Here is a 20,327-nt window from a genome sequence, read left to right on the forward strand (position 1 = left end):
CTGCACGCGTTGCGCTCATGCAAAAAATGGGGAGTGTATGCGCGAAGATTTGGCCAATGCGCCTTCAAGAGCTTGCAATGTCAGATGGGGTTCATGAGCGGCGTGATGAGGAAAGCGACTTATGACAAGAGCATAGCGTGCACGTAGCAGATGATCAACAAATTGGGTGCATGCACAACGATACAATCATCGTCCGACGCCCGGTGGGGCGACACCAGTGCTTGTTTTACAGGGTGTCGGAGGTTCACATTGAGCGTTGGCGAACGTCCAGCCCGCGCTTCAACACCATCGTTTGGCGTTCGACGCACTTCGTGGAAACACCTTGACAACGGCCTGCTGCTGCTCAGTGGACTTGCCCCTGTATCTCCGGACACACGCCAGAACGAACTCATCGCCTCGCCCTCCCACATCTGTAATTTTTCCGACTGCCAGAAGCGGGGCAACCAGGGTGAAGGGCAGAAAACGTTACGGGTACATCGTGTTCGTGACTTTCGCGTCGGCTTTCGATTCCGCGCCTGAGCTTGCGCTCGCGCTCGCCTGCCAGCCGCCGCCCAGCGCCTTCAGCAACCCGACTTCGGCCTCGATCCGGCGCGCGTCGATCTGATCGGCCGTGCGCCGGTTCGTCAGCGCGATCGTCTGCGCGGTCACCACGTCCAGATAGCTGACGGCGCCCGCGTTGAAGCGATTCGTCGTCAGCCGCAGCGACAGGTCGGCCGCGTCGGTCGCGCGCTGCTGGCTGCCGGCTTCGGACGCGAGCGCATCGATCGCGGACAACTGATCCTCGACCTGCTGGAACGCGACGAGCACCGTTTGCCGGTAATCGGCGACCGCGCCGTCGTATTTCGCATGCGCGCCGCGCAGCGACGCGCTGCGGCGACCGCCGTCGAACAGCGTGCCGGCGAGTTGCGGGCCGAGCGACCAGAACAGGCTCGGCGCCGCGAGCCACGGCGCGAAGAATGAACTTTCGAGGCCGGCGCTGGCCGACAGCACGAGATCGGGGAAGAACGCGGCGCGCGCCTCGCCGATCTGCGCGTTCGCGGCCGCGACGCGACGCTCGGCCGCCGCGATGTCGGGCCGCCGCTCCAGCAATTGCGACGGCACGCCGGCCGGAATGGCCGGCACGTGGAATGCCTGCACGCGCGGCGGCAGCGCGAACGTCGATGCGCTCTCGCCGACCAGCGTCGCGATCGCGTGCTGCAACTGCGCACGCGACGCGTCGATGTCGGTGTCCTGCGTGCGTGTCGATTCGAGTTGCGTCTCGGCTTGCGCAACCGCCGACGCGTCGATCGCACCGGCCGCGAGTTGCTGCTTGAGCAGCGTCAGCGCGTCCGTGTACGCATGTACCGTATCGTCGAGCAACTGCTTCTGCGTGTCGAGCGAGCGCAGCGCGAAATAGTCGGTCGCGAGTTCGGCCGTGACCGACAGCTTCACGGCCTGCAGGTCGGCCTCGTTCGCGGCGGCATTCGCCTGCGCGCCCGTTACCGCGTCGCGCACGCGGCCGAACACGTCGGGCTCCCAGCTCGCGGCCACGCCGGCCTGGTAGTCGGGCGTCGTCTTGCCGGCGAGCGACGAGCCGAGCCGGTTCTGCGACACGCGCGCACGGCTTTGCGCGACACCTGCCGTGATCGTCGGCAGGAACCCGGCGTGCTGATAGTCGACCATCGCGCGTGCCTGCTGCAGGTCGGCGACGGCTTTCTTCACCGTCTGGTTCGACACGTCGACGCGCGCTTCGAGCGCGTTCAGGTCGGCGTCGCCGAACACGGTCCACCACGCGCCGCGCGCGGCGGCGTCGGCCGGCATTGCGGCGCGCCAGCCGGCTTGCGCGGCCGGTGCGGCCGGCGCGCCCGCGTAGTGCGCGGGCACCGCGACGGCGGGCGGCGAATAGGGTGGCAGCGTCGAGCAGGCGGTCAGTGCGGCGACGGCGCCGAGCGCGACGATGCGGCGAGCGAACGGGAGCGGATGAAGAAGGCGCATGGCAGGCATCTCGTGGAGGGGCGTCGATGGGTTAGCCGCGGGCGGGCGCCGGAGCGGGCGTTGAAGCAGCGGGCGCGATGCCGGCCGCGCGCAGCGGCGGCACGTCGCGCGCACCGGCGGCGGACGCCGGTTGCGCGGCTTGCGCGGACGAAGCAGACGAAGCAGACGAAGCAGACGAAGCAGACGAAGCCGCAACCGGCGCCGCATCGTGCGACGTCGCCACGATCTTCACGGCTTCCCCGGCCGTGATCGCATCGCCGGGGTTATCGATCACACGATCGGTCGCCGCGAGCCCCGCGACGATCTCCACGCGCGTGCCGAAATCGCGCCCGATCTGCACGGTCTTCAGCGCGGTGCGGCCGTTCGCGCCGACGGTGGCGACCGTCACGCCGTTCGGGCGGAACAGCAGCGCACTGACCGGCAGGTCGAGCGCTGGCGCCGCGCTCGGCAAGACGAGATGCGCCTGCGCATACGCACCGGGTATCAGCGTGCCGTCGCGGTTGTCGACGTCGATCTCGACGCGCAGCGTGCGCGTGACGGGATCGATCGCGCCCGCGCTGCGCGCGACACGCGCGGCCACGCGCCGCCCCGGATACTGCGGTGTCGTCAGGTAGACCGGCGTGCCGGTCGATACGCCGCTCGCGCTGTCCTGCGGCACGTCGACGAACACGCGCAGCGTGTCCGTCTGTTCGAGATGGAACAGTTCGCCCGACAGGCCCGGGCTGCCCGGCGTGCCGCCCGCTGTGACCAGCGTGCCGACGTCGACGTTGCGCGCGGTGATCACGCCGTCGAACGGCGCGGTGACCGACTCGTACGACACGAGTTCGGCGAGGTGCGCGACGTTCGCCTGCGCGGACGCGAGCATCGCGCGCTTCGCGTTCATGTCCGCGACCTTCGTGTCGGTGTCCTGCTGCGACACCGACTGCGTTTTCAGCATGTCCTGCCAGCGCTGCGCGGTCGATTTCGCATAGTCGTAGTTCGCCTGCGCGCTCGCTTCGTCGGCGCGCGCCTGGCGCAGCTGCGCGTCGAGATCGGGCGCCGAGATCTGCGCGAGCGTCTGGCCGGCCTTCACGTGCGTGCCGAGATCGACGCTCCAGTGCGCGATATAGCCGCTCGTGCGCGCATAGATCGATGCGTCCGCATAGGGCGCGACCGAGCCGGGCAACGTCAGCGTCTGGTCGGCCGGCGCCGCGCCGGGCACGACGATGGACACCGGCAGTGCCTGCTGCACGGCCACTTGCGCACGCTGCGCGGCGCGTGCATCGATACGCGGCACGATGCCGAGCGCGAGCAGCGCGGCGGCGAGCGCGGCGGCCGCGAGCGGCACGGCCAGCTTGCGGCCGCGGCGGCCCGGCGGGGTGTCGGCGGCGGCGCCGCGCACGGCGGGCGGCACGGCTGCGGCCGCGGTGGCCGTGGTGGCCGCTTCGGCGGCGGGCGGCGGGGCGACGGGTTCGATCGAGTCGTTCATGATGGGTCCGGGTCGGGCGAATCGAAGGATGGGAAGGGGGCGTCCGCGCTCAACGCAGCGCGGGCGTATCGGGCGCGTGCTGCGCGCGCCGGGCGGCCGCGGCGTCGCGACGCCGCGCGAGCCACGCGTGAACGAAGCCGAACAGCACCGGCACGAACAGCAGCGTCGACACCGTGCCGAACGCGAGCCCGCCGATCACCGCGCGGCCGAGCGGCGCGTTCTGCTCGCCGCCGTCGCCGAGGCCGAGCGCCATCGGCAGCATGCCGATCAGCATCGCGAGCGCGGTCATCACGACGGGCCGGAAGCGGCTGAAGCCCGCGTCGAGCGCCGCCTGCCACGGCGGCTCGCCGCCCGCGAGCCGCTCGCGCGCCGTATTCACGACGAGGATGCTGTTCGCGGTCGCGATGCCGATGCACAGGATCGTGCCGGTCAGCGCGGGCACCGACAGCGTGGTGTGCGTGACGAACAGCATCCACGCGATGCCGGCGAGCGACGCCGGCAGCCCGCCGACGATCACGAGCGGATCGAGCCACGACTGGAAGTTCACGACCATCAGCAGGTAGACCAGCGAGATCGCGAGCACGAGGCCGCCGAGCAGGCCCGTGAACGATTCGTGCATCGCCTGCACCTGGCCGCGCAGCACGATCGACGAGCCGGGTGGCAGTTGCGCGCGCGCGGCGTCGACGAGCTTCGTCACGTCGCCCGTGACGCCGCCGAGGTCGCGCCCCTGCACCGACGCGAAGATGTCGAGCACCGGCTGCACGTTGTAGTGCGACACCACGGCCTGCTGCGTCGCGCGCGAGAACGTGCCGAGCGAGCCGAGCAGGTTCTGCGCGGGCACGCCCGCGGCCGGGCCGCCGGCCGGCGTCTGCGGCGAGCGGGCGGTGCCGGCGGGCAGCGGCACGTTCGCGAGCGACTGCAGCGAATTCACCGTGTATTGCGGCGTCTGCACGAGCACCGGATAGCTGACGCCGTTGCGCGGATCGAGCCAGAAGTTCGGCGTCGTCTGCGAGCTGCCGGACAGCGCGATCAGCAGGTTCTGCGCGACGTCGCGCTGTTCGAGGCCGGCCTGGATCGCCTTCGTGCGATCGACGTTCACGTTGATCGCCGGTTCGTCGCCGGGCTGCTGGATGCGCGCGTCGACGAGCCCGCGTACGCCGCGCAGCTTCGCGAGCAGCGCATTCGCGACCGCCCGGTTCTGGTCGAGCTTGTTGCCGACGATCTGGATGTCGATCGGCGCGGGCAGCCCGAAATTGAGGATCTGGCTGACGATGTCGGCCGGCAGGAACGCGAACGTCACGCCGGGGAACGACTGCGCGAGCACGTTGCGCAGCTTCGCGACGTATGCGGCCGTCGATGCGTGATTCGGCTTCAGCGTGACGAGCACGTCGGCGTCCTCGGTGCCGATCGGATCCGACGAGTCGTACGTGAGGTTGATCCCGCTCACCGGCACGCCGATGTTGTCGAGCACGCCGGCGAGTTGGTTCGCCGGAATCACGTTGCGGATCTTCGCTTCGACTTCGTCGGTCAGCCGCGCGGTTTCCTCGATTCGCGTGCCGGTCGGCGCGCGCAGGTGCAGGCGGATCTCGCCGGTGTCGACCGACGGGAAGAAGTCCTGCCCGGCGAATGCGTAGAGGCCGGTCGATGCGATGCAGGCGAGCAGGAACGCGGCCGCGAAGCGGCGGCGCCGCGCGATCGCCGCCGACAGCAGCGCGCGATAGCGCAGCCGCACGGCCTCGAAGCGATGCTCGAACGCGGCCTGGAAACGCGCGATGCGCGCGAATACGCCGCGCGGCGGCCGGCTGCTCCCTTTTGCGCGCATCAGCGCCATCGCGAGCGTCGGCACCAGCGTGCGCGAGAAGAAGTACGACGCGATCATCGCGAAGATCACCGCCTCGGCCAGCGGCACGAACAGATAGCGCGCGACGCCGGTCAGCAGGAACATCGGCACGAACACGATGCAGATCGACAGCGTCGACACGAAGGTCGGCACCGCGATTTCGCCCGCGCCGGTCAGGATGGCCTCCTCGAGCGGCGCGCCGAGTTCGAGATGATGCGTGATGTTCTCGATCGCGACGGTCGCGTCGTCGACGAGAATGCCGACCGCGAGCGCGAGCCCGCCGAGCGTCATGATGTTGATGGTCTGGCCGAGCACGGACAGCGCGAGCAGCGACGTGAGCACCGCGAGCGGGATCGTGATCGCGATGATCAGCGTCGCGCGCCAGCTGCCGAGGAACAGCAGGATCATCAGCGCGGTCAGGCAAGCGGCGATCAGCGCCTCGCGCACGACGCCCTGGACGGCCGCCTTCACGAACACGGACTGATCGTCGAGCGGCGAAATGTGCAGCGCCTTCGGCAGCCCGGCCGCGATCTTCGGCAGCATCGTCTTCACCTGGTCGATGATCGTCAGCGTCGACGTGCTGCCGGTCTTCTCGACCGTCAGCAGCGCCGCGCGCTTGCCGTCCGCCCGCACGATGTTGGTCTGCGGCGCGTAGCCGTCGCGAACGTGCGCGACGTCGCGCACGTACACGACGTTGCCGCCGATCGTCTTCACCGGCAGGTCGTTCAGCGCGGCGACCGTCTGCGTGCTGCCGTTCATCTGCACGTTGTATTCGTGCGTGCCGATCTTCGCGGTGCCGCCCGGCAGGATCAGGTTCTGCGCGTTGATCGCGTTCACGACGTCGATCGGCGCGAGGCCCTTCGCCTGCAGCGCGCGCGTATCGAGATCGACGACGATCTGGCGGATCTTGCCGCCGAACGGCAGCGGCACGGCCGCGCCCTGGACGGTCGCGAGCTGCGTGCGGATGAAGCTGTTGCCGAGGTCGTACAGCTGCTGCTCGGCGAGCGTGTCGCTCGACAGCCCGAGCTGCAGGATCGGCACCGTCGACGCGTTGTAGGTGATGATGTTCGGCGGCAGCGTGCCGGGCGGCAGGATGCGCAGGATCGACGCGGCGTTGCTCGCGGCTTCCGCGATCGCGCGATTGATGTCGGCGCCCGGGTGGAAGAAGATCTTCACGACCGACACGCCGTTCAGCGACTGCGACTCGATGTGCTCGATGTCGTCGACGTCGGACGTGAGCGCGCGTTCGTAGTTCGACGTGATCCGCTTGGCCATGTCCTCCGCGGAGAAGCCGTTGTACGACCAGACGATGCTGACGACCGGAATGTCGATGCTCGGGAAAATGTCCGTCGGCGTGCGCAGCAGCGCGAGCGGCCCCGCGATGAAGATCAGCAGCGCGAGTACGACGAACGTGTAGGGCCTGCGTAACGCCAGCCGGACGATCCACATGATGGTGCTCCTCGAAGCAGGGCTTGGATGCGCATTCGATGCGACGAGCATGCAGTCTGCCGGCGCGGCGTTGACCCGACCCTGACTCGAGGATTACGAAACCGTTATCTGTGCGGGTGCGGCGACAGCGGCCGTGCGGCGGGCGCCCAGCGCGATGCGGGCTGGCCGAACCGTCGCCGCCGACGGCCGTGCGCCGCTTCATCCCTATAATGTCCGGCGGCAAAACCTTCGCTCATTCGCGTATCTCGCCGATTTCAGGAGCCAGACCGATGTCGTTGCGCACCGATGCAAACTTCTTCCTCCTTCTTGCCGATTCGTATCGCCGGCTCGTGAACCGTCCGCTCGTGCCCGACGGCATGAGCGCGGCCGACGGCGCCGCGTGGTTGTACGGTACGGCGCCGTTCGGCGTGCTTGCGCACGACACGTCGGCCGATCCGGTCTTCGTGTACGGCAATCAGCGCGCGCAGGCGATTTTCGAATACGACTGGGATGAACTGACGGCGTTGCCGTCCCGTCTGTCGGCGGAACCGATGGAGCGACACGAGCGTCAGGTGTTTCTCGACAAGGTGATGCGCGACGGCTTCGTATCCGAATACCGCGGCGTGCGGGTGACGAAGTCGGGCAAGCGGTTCTGGATCGAGCGCGCAACCGTGTGGCAGCTCATGGACGCGGACGGAATCGTGCACGGCCAGGCCGCGATGATTCCGGAAGTACGACCGCTCGACGCGCTCGCGACGGGCGCCAGCGCCCTGATAACAAAACCGTAATCGAAGCCTCACCTTCCGGAAAGCGCGCGAATCGCAGAATGCACCCAACTCTTCATCGCATCGATGGGGAGCGGAGGTCCGGCCTGATCTGCGGACGCGAACACGCCATCTTTGAGAGGTGAACATCATGAACAACCTGATTCGTGCAGTCCTGCTGTCCTGCGCACTGAGCGCACCGATCGTCGCATTTGCGCAAACCACCGACCATGCGGTCACACGAGCCGACGTGCGCGCCGATCTCGTCCGCGTCGAAAAGGCCGGTTATCGTCCGGTCGGCAGCGATCCGTACTATCCCGAGGACATCCAGGCCGCCGAAGCGAAGGTCGTCGCGCAGCAGGCGCAATCGGCCGCCGCACGGCCGAGCGCTGCCGCCAAGACCGCCGCCAAGACCGCCGCCAAGACCGCCGCCAAGACCGCCGCCAAGACCGCCGCGCCGTCGTTCGCATCGCTCGCGTCGCTCGACACGCAGCCGCTGTACGAGCATCACTGAATGCGGCCGTCGACCGCCGTCGGTGGCCCGACGGCGGATCGTTCGGCGGCGCGCATGCCGCGAGTCAGTTCTCGCCGTTCTCGAGCACGTTCTGCGTGAGCGCGATCGACGGAATCGTCGGCTTGAGCAACGCACGGCGCGCACGACGGCTCAGCCACTTCCAGCCGGCCACGAGTAGCAGCGCGACCAGCGGGATCGATGCGATCGTCCACGTCCCGTTCGGGTAGTCGAACGCCATCAGCACCAGCACGCCGAGCAGGAACAGCAGCGTGAGCCACGACGTCACGGGCGCGCCCGGCATCCTGAACGACACGTCTTCCACGTCGCCGCGCCTGACCGCGGCGCGGAACTTCATCTGGCACACGACGATGAAGCCCCACGTGCTGATGATGCCGAGCGACGCGATGTTCAGCACGATCTCGAACACGCTCGACGGCACCAGATAGTTGAGCAGCACGCCGACCACATAAATCGCGACCGTCACGAGAATGCCCGCGTACGGGACGGATTGCCCGCTCATTCGCGCGAGGAACACGGGGGCCGAGCCGCCCATCGACAGCGAACGCAACACGCGCCCGGTCGAATACAGGCCGGAGTTGAGGCTCGACAGCGCGGCCGTCAGCACCACCAGGTTCATCACCGACCCGATGCCCGGCACGCCGAGCGCGCCGAAGAACGTGACGAACGGGCTCTGGCCCGCCTTGTACGCACTCCACGGCAGCAGGCAGACCAGCAGCACGACCGATGCGACGTAGAAAATCGCGATGCGCCAGATCACGTTGTTGATCGCGCGCGGCAGCACCTTGCGCGCATCCTTGCATTCGCCGGCGGCCGTGCCGACCAGCTCGACGCCCGCGAACGCGAACACCACACCCTGCACCAGCACGAGCGCCGGCATCAGTCCGTGCGGAAAGAACCCGCCGTTGTCGGTGATCAGATGCATGCCGGTGCCGTGCCCGGCCACCGGCATGCCCGTGCCGAGGATCGCCGCGCCGATCACGAGAAACAGCACGATCGCGGCGACCTTGATCAGCGCGAACCAGAACTCCATCTCCGCGAACCACTTCACGCCGATCAGGTTCATCGTCGCGACGATGCACAGCGCGACGAGCGCGAAGATCCACTGCGGCACGGCCGCGAACGGCGCCCAGTAGTGCATGTAGAGCGCGACGGCGGTGATGTCGACGATGCCGGTCATCGCCCAGTTCAGGAAGTACATCCAGCCCGCGACGAACGACGCTTTCTCGCCGAGGAATTCGCGTGCATACGACACGAAGCTGCCGCTGCTGGGGCGATGCATCACGAGCTCGCCGAGCGCGCGCAGAATCAGGAACGAAAACGCGCCGCATACCAGATAGACGATCGCGAGTGCCGGGCCGGCGGCCTGCAGCCGGGCGCCGGCGCCGAGAAACAGCCCTGTGCCGATGGCCCCGCCGATCGCGATCATCTGCACCTGTCGATTGCCGAGGGTCTTGTGATAGCCGGCTTCGTGCGATTCGAGCCAGCTGCGTTTGTCGGTTTCGCCGGTTGTCGACGGGTCGGGAATCGATGCCATGACGGTATCCTCGCGCACGGATGGGATTGGATTCATCCCGATCGCGGGGCGATCGGGACCACCGGTACCGGCGGTCCGGCGCGCGCAATCGAGCGCGTCCGTCCCGATTGCGATTCGTCTGACGTGACGAAAGGCACGGTACGTCGCGAACGTATTCAGCCGTAATTCCCGTCACAAACGGAATGCAAATTTGGACTGGAGCTGTTCGAATCCGTGCATGGCGTCGCGGCGCCGGGTGAACCGGATAGGTAATTTGGTGCGCCCGCGCGCGCTGCGAGGGCAACCGTTACCGACGGCGCCGGCTCATGCACCGAAATGAGGAATCCGGTTCGCCGCAAGGTCCGCCGAAATTTCCGTCTCGCGCCGGTGCGGCAAGCGTTTCACGTCGATGGCCCGGTTTTTGCTTGAGTGGTGTCGGCCGCGCAATCGTTGCGCTGCCCGACGACATACCAGACAAGGAAGATTCACCGTGAGCCCGACGACCCGACCGTTCCCCCGACGCACCTGGCTGGCTGCGCTGCTCGCCGCCCCCGTGATCGCGCTGTTCGCCGCCGCGCCGGCGCATGCCGATGCGCTCGACACCATCGCGAAAAACGGTACGTTGCGCGTCGCGGTGCCCGAGGACTATCCGCCGTTCGGTTCGGTCGGCACGGACATGCAGCCGCAGGGCTACGACATCGACATGGCAGGACTCCTCGCCAAGGCGCTCGGCGTCAAGCTGAAGCTGGTGCCCGTGAACAGTGCGAACCGGATTCCGTACCTGACGACCAACAAGGTCGACATGGTGATTTCGTCGCTCGGCAAGACGCCGGAGCGCGAGAAGGTCATCGACTTCTCGACCGCGTACGCCCCGTATTTCCAGGGCGTGTTCGGGCCGTCCGACGTGAAGGTGAGCGGGCCCGCCGACCTGACCGGCAAGACGGTCGGCGCGACGCGCGGCGCGCTCGAGGAGATCGCGCTGTCGCAGCTCGCGCCGAACGCGACGATCAAGCGCTTCGAGGACAACAACGCGACGATCCAGGCGTTCCTGTCGGGCCAAGTCCAACTGATCGCGGCCGGCAACATCGTCGCGGCGGCGATTCTCGCGAAGAATCCGCCGCGCCGCCCCGAGGTCAAGTTCGTGATCAAGAATTCGCCGTGCTTCGTCGGCGTCAACAAGAACGAACCGCGCCTGCTCGCGAAGATCGACGATGCGATCGCGCATGCGAAGCAGGACGGCGCGCTGGGCGAAATGTCGCGCAAGTGGCTCGGCCAGCCGTTGCCGGCCGGACTGTGACGAAGCGCCGTGTCGCGTGACACGCCGCCGCGGCCGGCATGGCCGGCGCGGCGCGTGTCGTTGTCCGAACCCGAATTCATCCCGTTCCCATGAGCTACCAGCTTCAATTCGGCGAGCTTGCCGAGTACGCCGGCGTATTCGCGAGCGGCGCGGCGATCACGCTCGCGCTGACCGCGGTCGCGACCGTGCTCGGCGTGACCGTCGGCGTGCTCGGCGCGGCCGCGTACAGCGCCGACGCGCGCGCGGCCGTGCGGTTGCGCCCGCTGATCGGCGCGTACGTCGAGGCAATTCGCAATACGCCGTTCGTCGTCCAGCTGTTCTTCATCTTCTTCGGCCTGCCGGCGCTCGGCGTGCACATCGACGAATACACGGCCGCGATCCTCGCGATGACGCTCAATCTCGGCGCGTACTCGGTCGAGATCGTGCGCGCGGGCGTGGCCGCCGTGCCGAAAGGGCATCTGGAGGCGGCGTCCGCGCTGGCGATGTCGCGCGCGCAGATGCTGCGCCACGTGGTGCTGCCGCAGGCGCTCGCCAAGGTGTTTCCCGCGCTGTCGAGCCAGATCGTGATCACGATGCTCGGGTCGGCGGTCGTATCGCAGATCTCGGTGGCCGATCTGACCTATGCGGCCAGCTACATCCAGTCGCGCAACTTCCGCGCGTTCGAGACGTACTTCGTGATCACGCTCGCGTATCTGGCGATGGCGCTGCTGATGCGCGCGACGCTCGGCGCGATGGGCCGCCGCCTGTTCTCCCGCCGCGTGCGAGGTGCGCGATGACCGATTTCACGTTCGGGCAGATTCTCGCGAACCTGCTGCTGGCGGCGCGCTGGACGATCGTGCTGTCGATCGTGTCGTTCGTGTCCGGCGGCCTCGTCGGCCTCGGGCTGCTCGTGATGCGCGTGTCGAATTCGACGGTGCTGCGCGGCGTCGCGAAGCTCTACATCGAAGTGTTCCAGGGCACGCCGTTGCTGATGCAACTGTTCATCGTGTTCTTCGGCCTGCCGCTCGTCGGGCTCGACGTTTCGCCGTGGGTCGCGGCCACGGCGGGGCTCACGTTCTTCACCAGCGCGTATCTGGCCGAGATCTGGCGAGGCTGTGTCGAGGCGGTGCCGAAAGGGCAGTGGGAGGCATCGGCCAGCCTGGCGATGAGTTATGTCGAGCAGTTGCGTCACGTGATCCTGCCGCAGGCCGCGCGCATCGCGATCGGGCCGACGGTCGGCTTCGGCGTGCAGGCCGTGAAGGATACGGCGCTGGTGTCGATCATCGGCTTCACCGAGCTGACGAAGGCCGGCATCGCGATCTCGAACGCGACGTTCCGGCCGTTCGTCGTGTATGGCCTCGTCGCGCTGATCTATTTCGCGCTCTGTTATCCGCTTACCCGTTATGCGCGCACGTTGCAAAGGAGATGGCATGCCGCTCGTTGAAACCCGGGGTCTCGAAAAGAACTTCGGCACCCATCATGTGCTCAAGGGCATCGATTTCTCCGTCGAGCGCGGGCAGGTCGTGTCGATCATCGGCCGCAGCGGCTCGGGCAAGAGCACGCTGCTGCGCACGCTCAACGGGCTCGAGAGCATCGACGCGGGCACGATCTCGGTCGACGGCGAACGCGTCGACGCACGGCATGCGGACTTGCGTGCGCTGCGGCTGAAGGTCGGCATGGTGTTCCAGCAATACAACCTGTTCCCGCACCTGAGCGCCGGACAGAACGTGATGCTCGCGCAGTCGGTGGTGAAGAAGTCGCACCGCCAGCAGGCGCGCGCGATCGCGGAGCTGATGCTCGAGCGCGTCGGCCTCGGCGACAAGTTCGACGCGTTTCCGGAACAGCTGTCGGGCGGCCAGCAGCAGCGTGTCGCGATCGCGCGGGCGCTCGCGATGAAGCCGAGCGTGCTGCTGTGCGACGAAATCACGTCCGCGCTCGATCCGGAACTCGTCGGCGAGGTGCTGGGCGTGGTCGAGCAGCTCGCGCGCGAGGACATGACGCTGATCATGGTCACGCACGAGATGAACTTCGCGCGGGCGGTGAGCGACCGGATCGTGTTCATGCACCAGGGGCGCGTGTGGGAGAGCGGGACGGCCGAGGAGATCTTCGAGCGGCCGCAGACGGTGGAGTTGACGCGGTTTCTGGGCAGCGTGCGCAATCCGGAAACCGCTGCGCGCTGACCGACACGGCCGAGCGGCCGGGCCGCGTCAGATGACAAGACCGTAATCGAAGCCTCACCTTCCGGAAAGCGCGCGAATCGCAGAATGGACACCACTCCTCATCGCATCGATGCGGAGCGGATGTCCGGCCTGATCTGCGGACGCGAACACGCCATCTTTGAGAGGTGAAGGTCATGAACAAACTGATTCGTGCAGTCCTGCTTTCCTGTGCGCTGAGCGCACCGGTCGTCGCATTCGCGCAAACCGCCGACCATACGGTCACGCGCGCCGACGTGCGCGCCGAGCTGATTCAGGCGGAACGCGACGGTACGCTGCCGACGTCGAACTGGGACTATCCGCCGAGCACGCAGACGATTGCGCGCAATCGCGAGCTGTATGCGATCGCCCATGGCGACAGCCACACGGCAATGGCCATGACGTCGGCCGCCGTGTCGACCGCGAGCGCGCAATGAAGCGGGCCGCCATATCGACGTGCGCGATGGGGCTGGCGGCCGCCGTATGGCTCGCGGCGGCCGCGGCCCCGGCTTTCGCGCGCGGGCAGCCGCAACTGCCCGATTACGATGGCGGGCGCGCCAGCGTGCTGCGCGCGCTCAATCCCGACTTCGATCCGCACCGCGCGGCAGTCGACCTCCGCGCGGCGAGCCGTCACGCCGCGCCCATCAGCCGCGCGCCGAGCGCGATCCCGCGCGCGGACAACAACGCGCTGGCCGCCCGCTGACGCGCGTCCCAGCCCGCGAGCGCGGCGTCGAACGCGGCGCCGCGTGCGACGTCGTGCAACGCTTCGGCGAGATCGACCGCGTTGTCCGCCGCTTTCGCGACGCCCGCCGCCGTGTGCGGGCGCACGATGCAGGCGGCGTCGCCGAGCAGCACAGCGCGGCCGAAGGCCATGCGTGCGGCCGCGAGATCGACGATCGACTGCGCGAACGGCGCGGGGGTCGCATCGACGAGCGCGGCGAGCGTCGGCGCGAGCATCCGGTCGGCGGCGTCGACGAGTTCCGCGCGGTTGTCGTCGCGCATCGCGCCGGGCGGCAGCGACCCGTCGCGCTGCGTGCCGTCGCGCGCCAGGAACAGCGACGGCAGCCGCTCGGACGCGAGCCGCCGGTACCACACCCAGTTCACGCGCCGCCCGCCCGGTTCGGTCGTGCCGTCGGCGCCGGGCACCAGATAGGTCAGGAACAGGTGCCGATCGCCTTGCTGGAACGTGAAGCGTTCGCGCAGCATCACCAGTACCTGCTCGGGCAGCGCGCGTTCGTCGACGAGCCCGCGCCACGCGACATAGCCCGCATAGGTCGGCTCCACGTCGGGCAGCAACTGCGCGCGCACGGTCGAGCGGCCGCCGTCCGCGCCGATCAGCAGATCGGCCGTCTCGGCGCGGCCGCTCGCGAAATGCGCGACGATCCGCTCGCCGTCCTGCTCGAACCGCTCGAACGCGTCGCCGGCGTGGACGATTTCGGCCGGCAACGCACGCTTGAGCGCCGTGTAGATCGCGTTCCACGCGGTCTGCGTCTGCGGCATCGCGAAGCGCTGCACGATCCGGTCCTGCGCGTCGACGTAGATGCGGTCGACCGAATCGACGCCCGCGTCGCGCGGCAGCGCCACGCCGCCGAACGCGAACGCGCGCTCGATCGGCGGTTGCAGCACGATGCCGCCGCCGCGGCTGTCGAGTGCGTGCGGCGATTGCTCGAAGACGCGGACGTCCCAGCCGGCCGCGCGCAGCGCAGTCGCCGCGAACAGCCCGCCGACCGATCCGCCGGCGATGACGGCCTTGCGGCCCGTTCCGTGTTCCATCCGATGTTCCCCCGATGATGCCGCGTGCGGCGGGCGTTGCGTCAGCCGGCCCAGCCGCGCAGGAAATCGAGCAGCAGCGCGTTTACGCGCTCAGGCTGCTCCTCGTGCGGCAGATGTCCGCACTGCGCGATCGGCTCGGCACGGAGATGGGTCGCCATGCCTTCCCACACGGCCTTCATGTCGAACATCTTGCCGACCGCGTAGAAATCCTCGCCCCAGATCGCCATGGTCGGGCACGCGATCCTGACGTCCGCATCGACGAGGTCCTGCCGCACGTCTTCCGCGTTCGCGCGATAGTCGGCCAGCGCGCCGCGCACGGCGCCCGGACGCCGATACGCGCGCACGTACGTGTCGAATGCATCGCCCGAGATCGCGTGCGGGTTGTAGCACCAGTCGGCGAAAAAGTAGCTGAGCCATTCGGCTTCCTTGCCGGCGATCAGCGCCTCCGGCAGGTCGGGCACCTGATGGAACAGGAAAAACCAGTACGCGCGCGCGGTTTGCGCGGTCATGTTCTGCGCGACGATGCGCGTCGGCACGTTGTCCATGACGACGAGCCGGTCGACGCGTTCGGGGAAGTCCTTCGCGAAACGCGTCGCGACGCGTGCGCCGCGATCGTGCCCGACGAGCGCGATGCGCTCGATGCCGAGCGCATCGAGCAGCGCGGTGAGATCGCGCGCCATGTTGCGCTTGTCGTAGCCGGCCGCGGGCTTGTCGGTTTCGCCGTAGCCGCGCAGGTCGGGCACGATCACGCGATAGTGCCGCGCGAGCGCCGGAATCTGGAAGCGCCACGCGAAGCTGGTTTCGGGGAAGCCGTGCAGCAGCACGACGACGGGGCCCGCGCCGGCATCGATGACGTGCTGGCGGATGCCGTTCGCCGTAACGGTGTGATGGGTCGGTGCAAGCGTATCGGTCGTCATGTGGGAGTCCTGGTTCTGCGGGCGGTGCGCGATACGGCACGCGTCCGATGCTGTCCGAGCATAGGGCAGGCGACGTGCGTCGCGGCTGAATCGTTCTGAACCGGCCCAAGTGCGGCCCGTGCGCGGCGCCGCTGCCTCACCTGCGGCGCGGGCGCTTCGCGGCCGCGGCGGACGCGACACGCTCGAGCGCGGCCGGCGTGCCGTTGAGGAACGCGTCGATCTGCCGTTCGATTTCCGCGTCGAGATCGTCGGGGATCGGCAGCCCGTATACCCACTTGCGCACGCCGAGATAGAAGATGCTCGCGTGCAGGCTCCATACGAGCTCGATTTCCGCGTTGCGCTGCGCTTCCGAACCCGGCGTCGCGATGTCGTACGCGTGGTGGAGTTCACGCAGCACCGGCAGGAACACGCGTTCGCGCAGCCGCGAAAGATAGCGCGTGTTGAAGCCTTCGCGGCTGAGCCCCGCGAAGATGAACGTGCGGATCCATTCGCGCCGCAGGATCGTCTGCGCATACGACCGGTAGAACGCGACGAGTCGCTGCTGCAGCGGCACCGAGCGATCGGCGATCAGTTTTTCCCAGTCGGGATTCCACGTGTAGACCTCGTCGTACACGCGATCGATCAGCGCTTGCTTGCTCGGGAAATACCGGTAGAGCAGCGGTTGCGTGACGCCGATCTGTCGCGCAAGTTCGCGCGTGCTGCCGGAAAACCCGTGGGTCGCGAAGTGCTCGACCGCTTTTTCGACGATCTGGCGCTCGCGCGCTTCGGGCGTGAGGCGGCGGCCCGACGGGCCGGCGGTGGCGTCGACGGTCGTCCCGCGCGTGCGGGGCGCGGCATTGCGCTTGGCTTCGGTCATGCGTCGGCTCCTGAATGCGGCCATTCTGCCCTTGTCGATCGAAAGATGGCAACGCGCGCCCCGGCGCGGCCGGCCACGCAGGCGGGCACCGTGCAGAGCCGCGCAGAGCCGTGCGCCGTTCGGCGCTTTCAGGAAAATTCAGCTCGCCGCCATGACTTTCAGGCCGGCGTCCCCTAGTCTTGCTTCAGAACCGCCGCACGGGCCGGGCGTCATCCTGTCGGCCCGGCTCGCAGCGCAACCGGAATGGACCATGCCTCATCTGATCTCGCCGGGAGCCGGCATCGCAGTCGGCTTCCTGCCCCCTCTCTGGCGCGTGCCATTGCCCGCCGCGCCGCTGATCGCGCTGGCGCGCCTGTCCGGCATCGTTGCTGACGAGCAGGCGATCCCGCCCGCCGCACAGGTCCGCGATGCGGACACCGCCGACACAACCGCGGAAGCCACGACATGCAGCCCGCGCAAGTAACGGCAGCGGGCGCGGCGGCCCCCGATCACGTGCGTGGCGAGGACGTGTTCCTCGCGTCGATCGCCGGTTATGTCGACACGCTCGGCTTCGTCGCGCTGTTCGGGCTCTTTACCGCACACGTTACCGGCAACTTCATCCTGATCGGCTCGGGCCTCGCCGGTGTCGGTCAGGGCCTCATGATCAAGTGGCTCGCGTTTCCGGCATTCATCGCGGGAATCGTGGCCGCCCGCCTGCTCGATCACCGGATGCGCGTGCGCGGGCATGGCCCGCGGGCGCGCTCGCTGTACGCGCTGCAGACGATCCTGCTGGCCGGATTCATGCTCGCGGGCGTCGCGGCGTCGCCGATCGGCAGCGCCGATGCGCCCGCGACGATCGTCTGCGGGCTGCTCGGTGCGGCGGCGATGGGCGTGCAGAACGCGCACGGCCGGCTGACCGCGCGCACCGTCGTCGCGAACACCGTGATGACCGGCAACGTCACGCAAGCGGTCATCGATGCATTCGACTGGCTCGTGCCGATCGCCGCGCCGGCCGAACGGGAAGCCGCGCGCGCGCGGCTGCGACGCACGCTGCCGCCGGTGGTCGGGTTCGCGCTCGGCGCGGGCGGCGGGGCGAGCGCCTACCTGTACGCCGGATTCTGGGCGCTGGCGCTGCCGCTCGCGGCGCTCGGTTTCCTCACCTGGCGATCCGGCCGAGCCGGCGAGCCGTCCGCGTCGCGCTGAACGCCGATTCCGCGCGCGGCGTCGGCTGCGTGCGCGACCGGAGCGGCGGCGAAGCCGCTCCGCGTTTCTTCGTTTCCTTCAACGCTGATTTCGAGAACGGCTGGATGCAGGCCGGCAAGCGCGAGACCGCTCGACTGTTTGCGGAAAGCGCGGCGTCACGCGAGCGCGGTGAACCGGTCGACGAGGTCGTGGTGACCGAGCTGGTCGACCCACCAGCGTAGTGCGTGCCCGGCTTCGTCGGCACGCCACGCGATATGGCAATGGGTCGTGTCGCGCATGCCGGTGACTTCCCGCGCGACGAGCCTGCCTTGCGCGATCGCGGGCGCCGCGATGCAGTCCGGGAGCGTACCCACCGCGAGTCCTTCGCATTGCGCGGCCAGTTTCGCGGCGAGCGTCGGCACCGCGAGATACGGTTGGCCGGCGTCAAGCGCGACCGACTGCGGCTGAAGTTCACGGGACGTGTCGGAGATCACCGCGCCGCGATACGCGACGATCGACGCCATCGACAGCGGTTCGGGCAGCGCAGCGAGCGGATGGGTAGGGGCGACCGCGAATACGTGCCGGAGCGTGCCGATGGGCTGCGCCACGATGTCCGGCAGTTCCGGCGGCTCGCCGGCCGCGCCGACGATCAGATCGGCCCGCCGCGAAATCAGCGCATCCCAGGTGCCGCCGAGCACTTCGGTGGAGAGTCGCAGCCGCGTGTCCATTTCAAGATCGTAGAACGCGTGGACGTATGGCCACATCATGTCGAAGGGCAGTATCTCTGCGATGCAGACGCGGACCTCGGTTTCCCAACCTTGCTGCGCGCGCTGCGCCTTCCGTTCGAGTTGTTCGGCGGCATGAAGGAGGCGGCGGCCTTCCTCGACGACGACGCGGCCCGCGCGCGTGAGCTTCGCGCGACGCCCGCTGCGATCGAACAACGCGACGCCGAGATCGCTCTCGAGCTTCTGTACGACGTATGTCAGTGCGGACGGCACGCGGTGCACCAACTCCGCCGCGTCGGCAAACGTACCGGTGCGGTCGATCGCGTCCAGTGCCTCGAGTGCTTCGAATGACAGCTTCATCACGAGTTCCGCTACGGCAAGGGCATCAGCCGATGTCGCGCCGTCGAGCGACGCTGAATCCAGTACGGTTCAAAACGGTTCGTCGTCCGACGTACCGGGACACGCACGCATGTGCGCCAACCGTCGTGCCGCCGCCGCATGCGCTCGACATCCGCCCGTCACGTCGGCGTCGATTCGCGGCGCTTCACGGCAGCGTCCGCGTGCGCGCCGGGCAGTGCGCCGAACATGTGCTGGCTGCACTTCGCGTCGCGCCACGCGGTTCCCGGGCGGATGCCGTCGAACATCCGGCGCACCACGGGAAGAATCTGCTCGCCGGCCAGAATGCCGAGCAGGCCGGCCAGGGCGACGGCGGGCGGCGCCGGCGATTGCACGCCGATCAGCGCGTAAACGACGCCGGCGAGGATGCCGGCGAGAAGTGAAGCAATGTACGGTTTCATGGATGTGGATGGAGTGACGGCCGTTAAAAATACGGATGAATACCGGGCTGGCGTCGATCCGAAAGTGTTGGGCCAGCCTATCAGGTCTGCGCGTTCGTCGTCAGCGCATTCAATGAAATTCAGATCTTTTCAGTCTGAATTCAGCGCGTGGCGAGAATCAGAACAATTAACTGGTGCGGTCGCGCATTCGCGTATTGAATGACGCAGGCCGGCTGCCGACGCTTCCGACACCGCGCATTGGACGCCGCGCGGATGCGTCGGCCAGGCAAGCCTCATCTTTCTCCGCGTCAAAGGACATCACCATCATGAGCAACCCCAAGCTTGAAGTACTTACCCCGCACAACAGCCAGCTGATCTTCATCGACCAGCAGCCGCAAATGGCGTTCGGCGTGCAGTCGATCGATCGCCAGACGCTGAAGAACAACGTCGTCGGCCTCGCGAAGGCCGCGAAGGTCTTCAACATCCCGACCACGATCACGACGGTCGAAAGCGAGAGCTTCTCGGGCCACACCTATCCGGAACTGCTCGACGTGTTCCCGAACCAGAAGACGCTCGAACGCACGTCGATGAACTCGTGGGACGACCAGAAGGTGCGCGACGCGCTGGCCGCGAACGGCCGCAAGAAGGTGGTCGTGTCGGGCCTGTGGACCGAAGTCTGCAACACGACGTTCGCGCTGTGCGCGATGCTCGAAGGCGACTACGAGATCTACATGGTCGCCGACGCATCGGGCGGCACGACGCAGGCTGCGCACGATATCGCGATGCAGCGCATGGTGCAGGCTGGCGTGGTGCCGGTCACGTGGCAGCAGGTGCTGCTCGAATGGCAGCGCGACTGGGCGCGCCGCGAGACGTACGACGCGGTGATGGCGATCGCGAAGGAGCATTCGGGCGCCTACGGGATGGGCGTGGACTACGCGTACACGATGCTCCACAAGGCGCCGCAGCGCACCGCGACGCCGCACGAGTCGATCGCGCCCGTTCCGGCGAAGTAAGCGCTGACGGCCTGTAACGGCCGATGCCGGTGCGGCGGGTTCGATGCGAACGCGCCGCATGGGCTCCCTTGCCGCGGGCGGCGGACGTGACCGAAACACGAATGCCGCCCGCG

20 protein-coding genes are annotated in these 20,327 nt (G+C 68.1%); 11 read left to right on the forward strand and 9 right to left on the reverse strand.

The features are described 5' to 3' along the window. Positions 1-465: 465 nt before the first annotated feature. The 3 genes from CFB89_RS29745 to CFB89_RS29755 are packed head-to-tail and all read right to left on the reverse strand — an operon-like array spanning position 466 to position 6,731. The gene (locus tag CFB89_RS29745) at positions 466-1,974 is read right to left on the reverse strand and encodes an efflux transporter outer membrane subunit (RefSeq protein WP_089471083.1); all 1,509 of its coding nucleotides are present in this window, start codon (positions 1,972-1,974) and stop codon (positions 466-468) included. A 31-nt stretch (positions 1,975-2,005) separates the two neighbouring features. After that, a complete protein-coding gene (locus tag CFB89_RS29750) occupies positions 2,006-3,442 on the reverse strand; it encodes an efflux RND transporter periplasmic adaptor subunit (protein WP_089471084.1) in 1,437 nt (478 codons plus the stop codon). A gap of 49 nt (positions 3,443-3,491) precedes the next feature. Beyond that, the gene (locus CFB89_RS29755) at positions 3,492-6,731 is read right to left on the reverse strand and encodes an efflux RND transporter permease subunit (protein WP_089471085.1); all 3,240 of its coding nucleotides are present in this window, start codon (positions 6,729-6,731) and stop codon (positions 3,492-3,494) included. A gap of 269 nt (positions 6,732-7,000) precedes the next feature. On the opposite strand from CFB89_RS29755, the gene CFB89_RS29760 reads away from it, so the two are divergent. Together CFB89_RS29760 and CFB89_RS29765 are read left to right on the forward strand one after the other, a co-directional pair. Continuing rightward, complete coding sequence (locus tag CFB89_RS29760) at positions 7,001-7,498, forward strand: MEKHLA domain-containing protein (protein ID WP_089471086.1); 498 nt, start codon at positions 7,001-7,003, stop codon at positions 7,496-7,498. Between the two features lie 127 nt (positions 7,499-7,625). After that, positions 7,626-7,988, forward strand: a complete 363-nt coding sequence (locus CFB89_RS29765) for a DUF4148 domain-containing protein (RefSeq protein ID WP_089471674.1) — start codon at positions 7,626-7,628, stop codon at positions 7,986-7,988. A 64-nt stretch (positions 7,989-8,052) separates the two neighbouring features. On the opposite strand, the gene ansP is transcribed toward CFB89_RS29765, so the two are convergent. Next, on the reverse strand, positions 8,053-9,543 hold the full coding sequence (ansP, locus tag CFB89_RS29770) for an L-asparagine permease (protein WP_089471087.1): 1,491 nt from the start codon (positions 9,541-9,543) through the stop codon (positions 8,053-8,055). Between the two features lie 469 nt (positions 9,544-10,012). Between ansP and CFB89_RS29775 the strand changes: the two genes are divergently transcribed. The 6 genes from CFB89_RS29775 (at position 10,013) to CFB89_RS29800 (ending at position 13,696) form a co-directional block, all read left to right on the forward strand. Then, positions 10,013-10,819: a transporter substrate-binding domain-containing protein gene (locus CFB89_RS29775; protein WP_089471088.1), complete on the forward strand. Its 807-nt coding sequence runs from the start codon at positions 10,013-10,015 to the stop codon at positions 10,817-10,819. 89 nt (positions 10,820-10,908) lie between these two features. Next, positions 10,909-11,595 (forward strand): amino acid ABC transporter permease, encoded by a 687-nt coding sequence (locus CFB89_RS29780; RefSeq protein WP_089471089.1) that lies wholly within the window; start codon positions 10,909-10,911, stop codon positions 11,593-11,595. Then, positions 11,592-12,242, forward strand: a complete 651-nt coding sequence (locus CFB89_RS29785; RefSeq protein WP_089471090.1) for an amino acid ABC transporter permease — start codon at positions 11,592-11,594, stop codon at positions 12,240-12,242. Before CFB89_RS29780 ends, CFB89_RS29785 begins: the two co-directional genes overlap by 4 nt. Beyond that, the gene (locus CFB89_RS29790) at positions 12,229-12,978 is read left to right on the forward strand and encodes an amino acid ABC transporter ATP-binding protein (RefSeq protein WP_089471091.1); all 750 of its coding nucleotides are present in this window, start codon (positions 12,229-12,231) and stop codon (positions 12,976-12,978) included. Before CFB89_RS29785 ends, CFB89_RS29790 begins: the two co-directional genes overlap by 14 nt. A gap of 173 nt (positions 12,979-13,151) precedes the next feature. Beyond that, a complete protein-coding gene (locus CFB89_RS29795; RefSeq protein ID WP_089471675.1) occupies positions 13,152-13,430 on the forward strand; it encodes a DUF4148 domain-containing protein in 279 nt (92 codons plus the stop codon). Positions 13,431-13,456: 26 nt separating this feature from the next. Further along, positions 13,457-13,696, forward strand: a complete 240-nt coding sequence (locus CFB89_RS29800) for a hypothetical protein (protein WP_373559881.1) — start codon at positions 13,457-13,459, stop codon at positions 13,694-13,696. Here the strand turns inward: CFB89_RS29800 and CFB89_RS29805 are convergent. The 3 genes from CFB89_RS29805 to CFB89_RS29815 form a co-directional block, all read right to left on the reverse strand. Further along, positions 13,624-14,766, reverse strand: a complete 1,143-nt coding sequence (locus tag CFB89_RS29805) for an FAD binding domain-containing protein (protein ID WP_089471093.1) — start codon at positions 14,764-14,766, stop codon at positions 13,624-13,626. The genes CFB89_RS29800 and CFB89_RS29805 overlap by 73 nt on opposite strands. Before the next feature lie 41 nt (positions 14,767-14,807). Continuing rightward, entirely contained in the window at positions 14,808-15,683 is an 876-nt protein-coding gene (locus CFB89_RS29810) for an alpha/beta fold hydrolase (RefSeq protein ID WP_089471094.1), read from the reverse strand. Positions 15,684-15,819: 136 nt separating this feature from the next. Next, complete coding sequence (locus CFB89_RS29815; protein ID WP_089471095.1) at positions 15,820-16,539, reverse strand: TetR/AcrR family transcriptional regulator; 720 nt, start codon at positions 16,537-16,539, stop codon at positions 15,820-15,822. Positions 16,540-16,789: 250 nt separating this feature from the next. On the opposite strand from CFB89_RS29815, the gene CFB89_RS29820 reads away from it, so the two are divergent. Beyond that, complete coding sequence (locus CFB89_RS29820) at positions 16,790-17,002, forward strand: DUF1427 family protein (RefSeq protein WP_089471096.1); 213 nt, start codon at positions 16,790-16,792, stop codon at positions 17,000-17,002. Then, entirely contained in the window at positions 16,984-17,721 is a 738-nt protein-coding gene (locus CFB89_RS29825) for a YoaK family protein (protein ID WP_089471097.1), read from the forward strand. The genes CFB89_RS29820 and CFB89_RS29825 overlap by 19 nt, the downstream gene beginning before the upstream one ends. 155 nt (positions 17,722-17,876) lie before the next feature. Here CFB89_RS29825 and CFB89_RS29830 read toward each other — a convergent pair whose 3' ends face one another. Next, positions 17,877-18,785 (reverse strand): LysR family transcriptional regulator, encoded by a 909-nt coding sequence (locus CFB89_RS29830; RefSeq protein ID WP_089471098.1) that lies wholly within the window; start codon positions 18,783-18,785, stop codon positions 17,877-17,879. Positions 18,786-18,943: 158 nt separating this feature from the next. After that, a complete protein-coding gene (locus CFB89_RS29835; RefSeq protein WP_089471099.1) occupies positions 18,944-19,222 on the reverse strand; it encodes a XapX domain-containing protein in 279 nt (92 codons plus the stop codon). 305 nt (positions 19,223-19,527) lie between these two features. Here CFB89_RS29835 and CFB89_RS29840 point away from each other — a divergent pair, with 305 nt between their 5' ends. After that, a complete protein-coding gene (locus tag CFB89_RS29840; RefSeq protein WP_034175518.1) occupies positions 19,528-20,214 on the forward strand; it encodes a hydrolase in 687 nt (228 codons plus the stop codon). The last annotated feature ends 113 nt before the right edge of the window (positions 20,215-20,327 follow it).

The sequence above is a fragment of the Burkholderia sp. AU16741 genome, from assembly GCF_002223345.1.
GTDB classification, from domain to species: domain Bacteria; phylum Pseudomonadota; class Gammaproteobacteria; order Burkholderiales; family Burkholderiaceae; genus Burkholderia; species Burkholderia sola.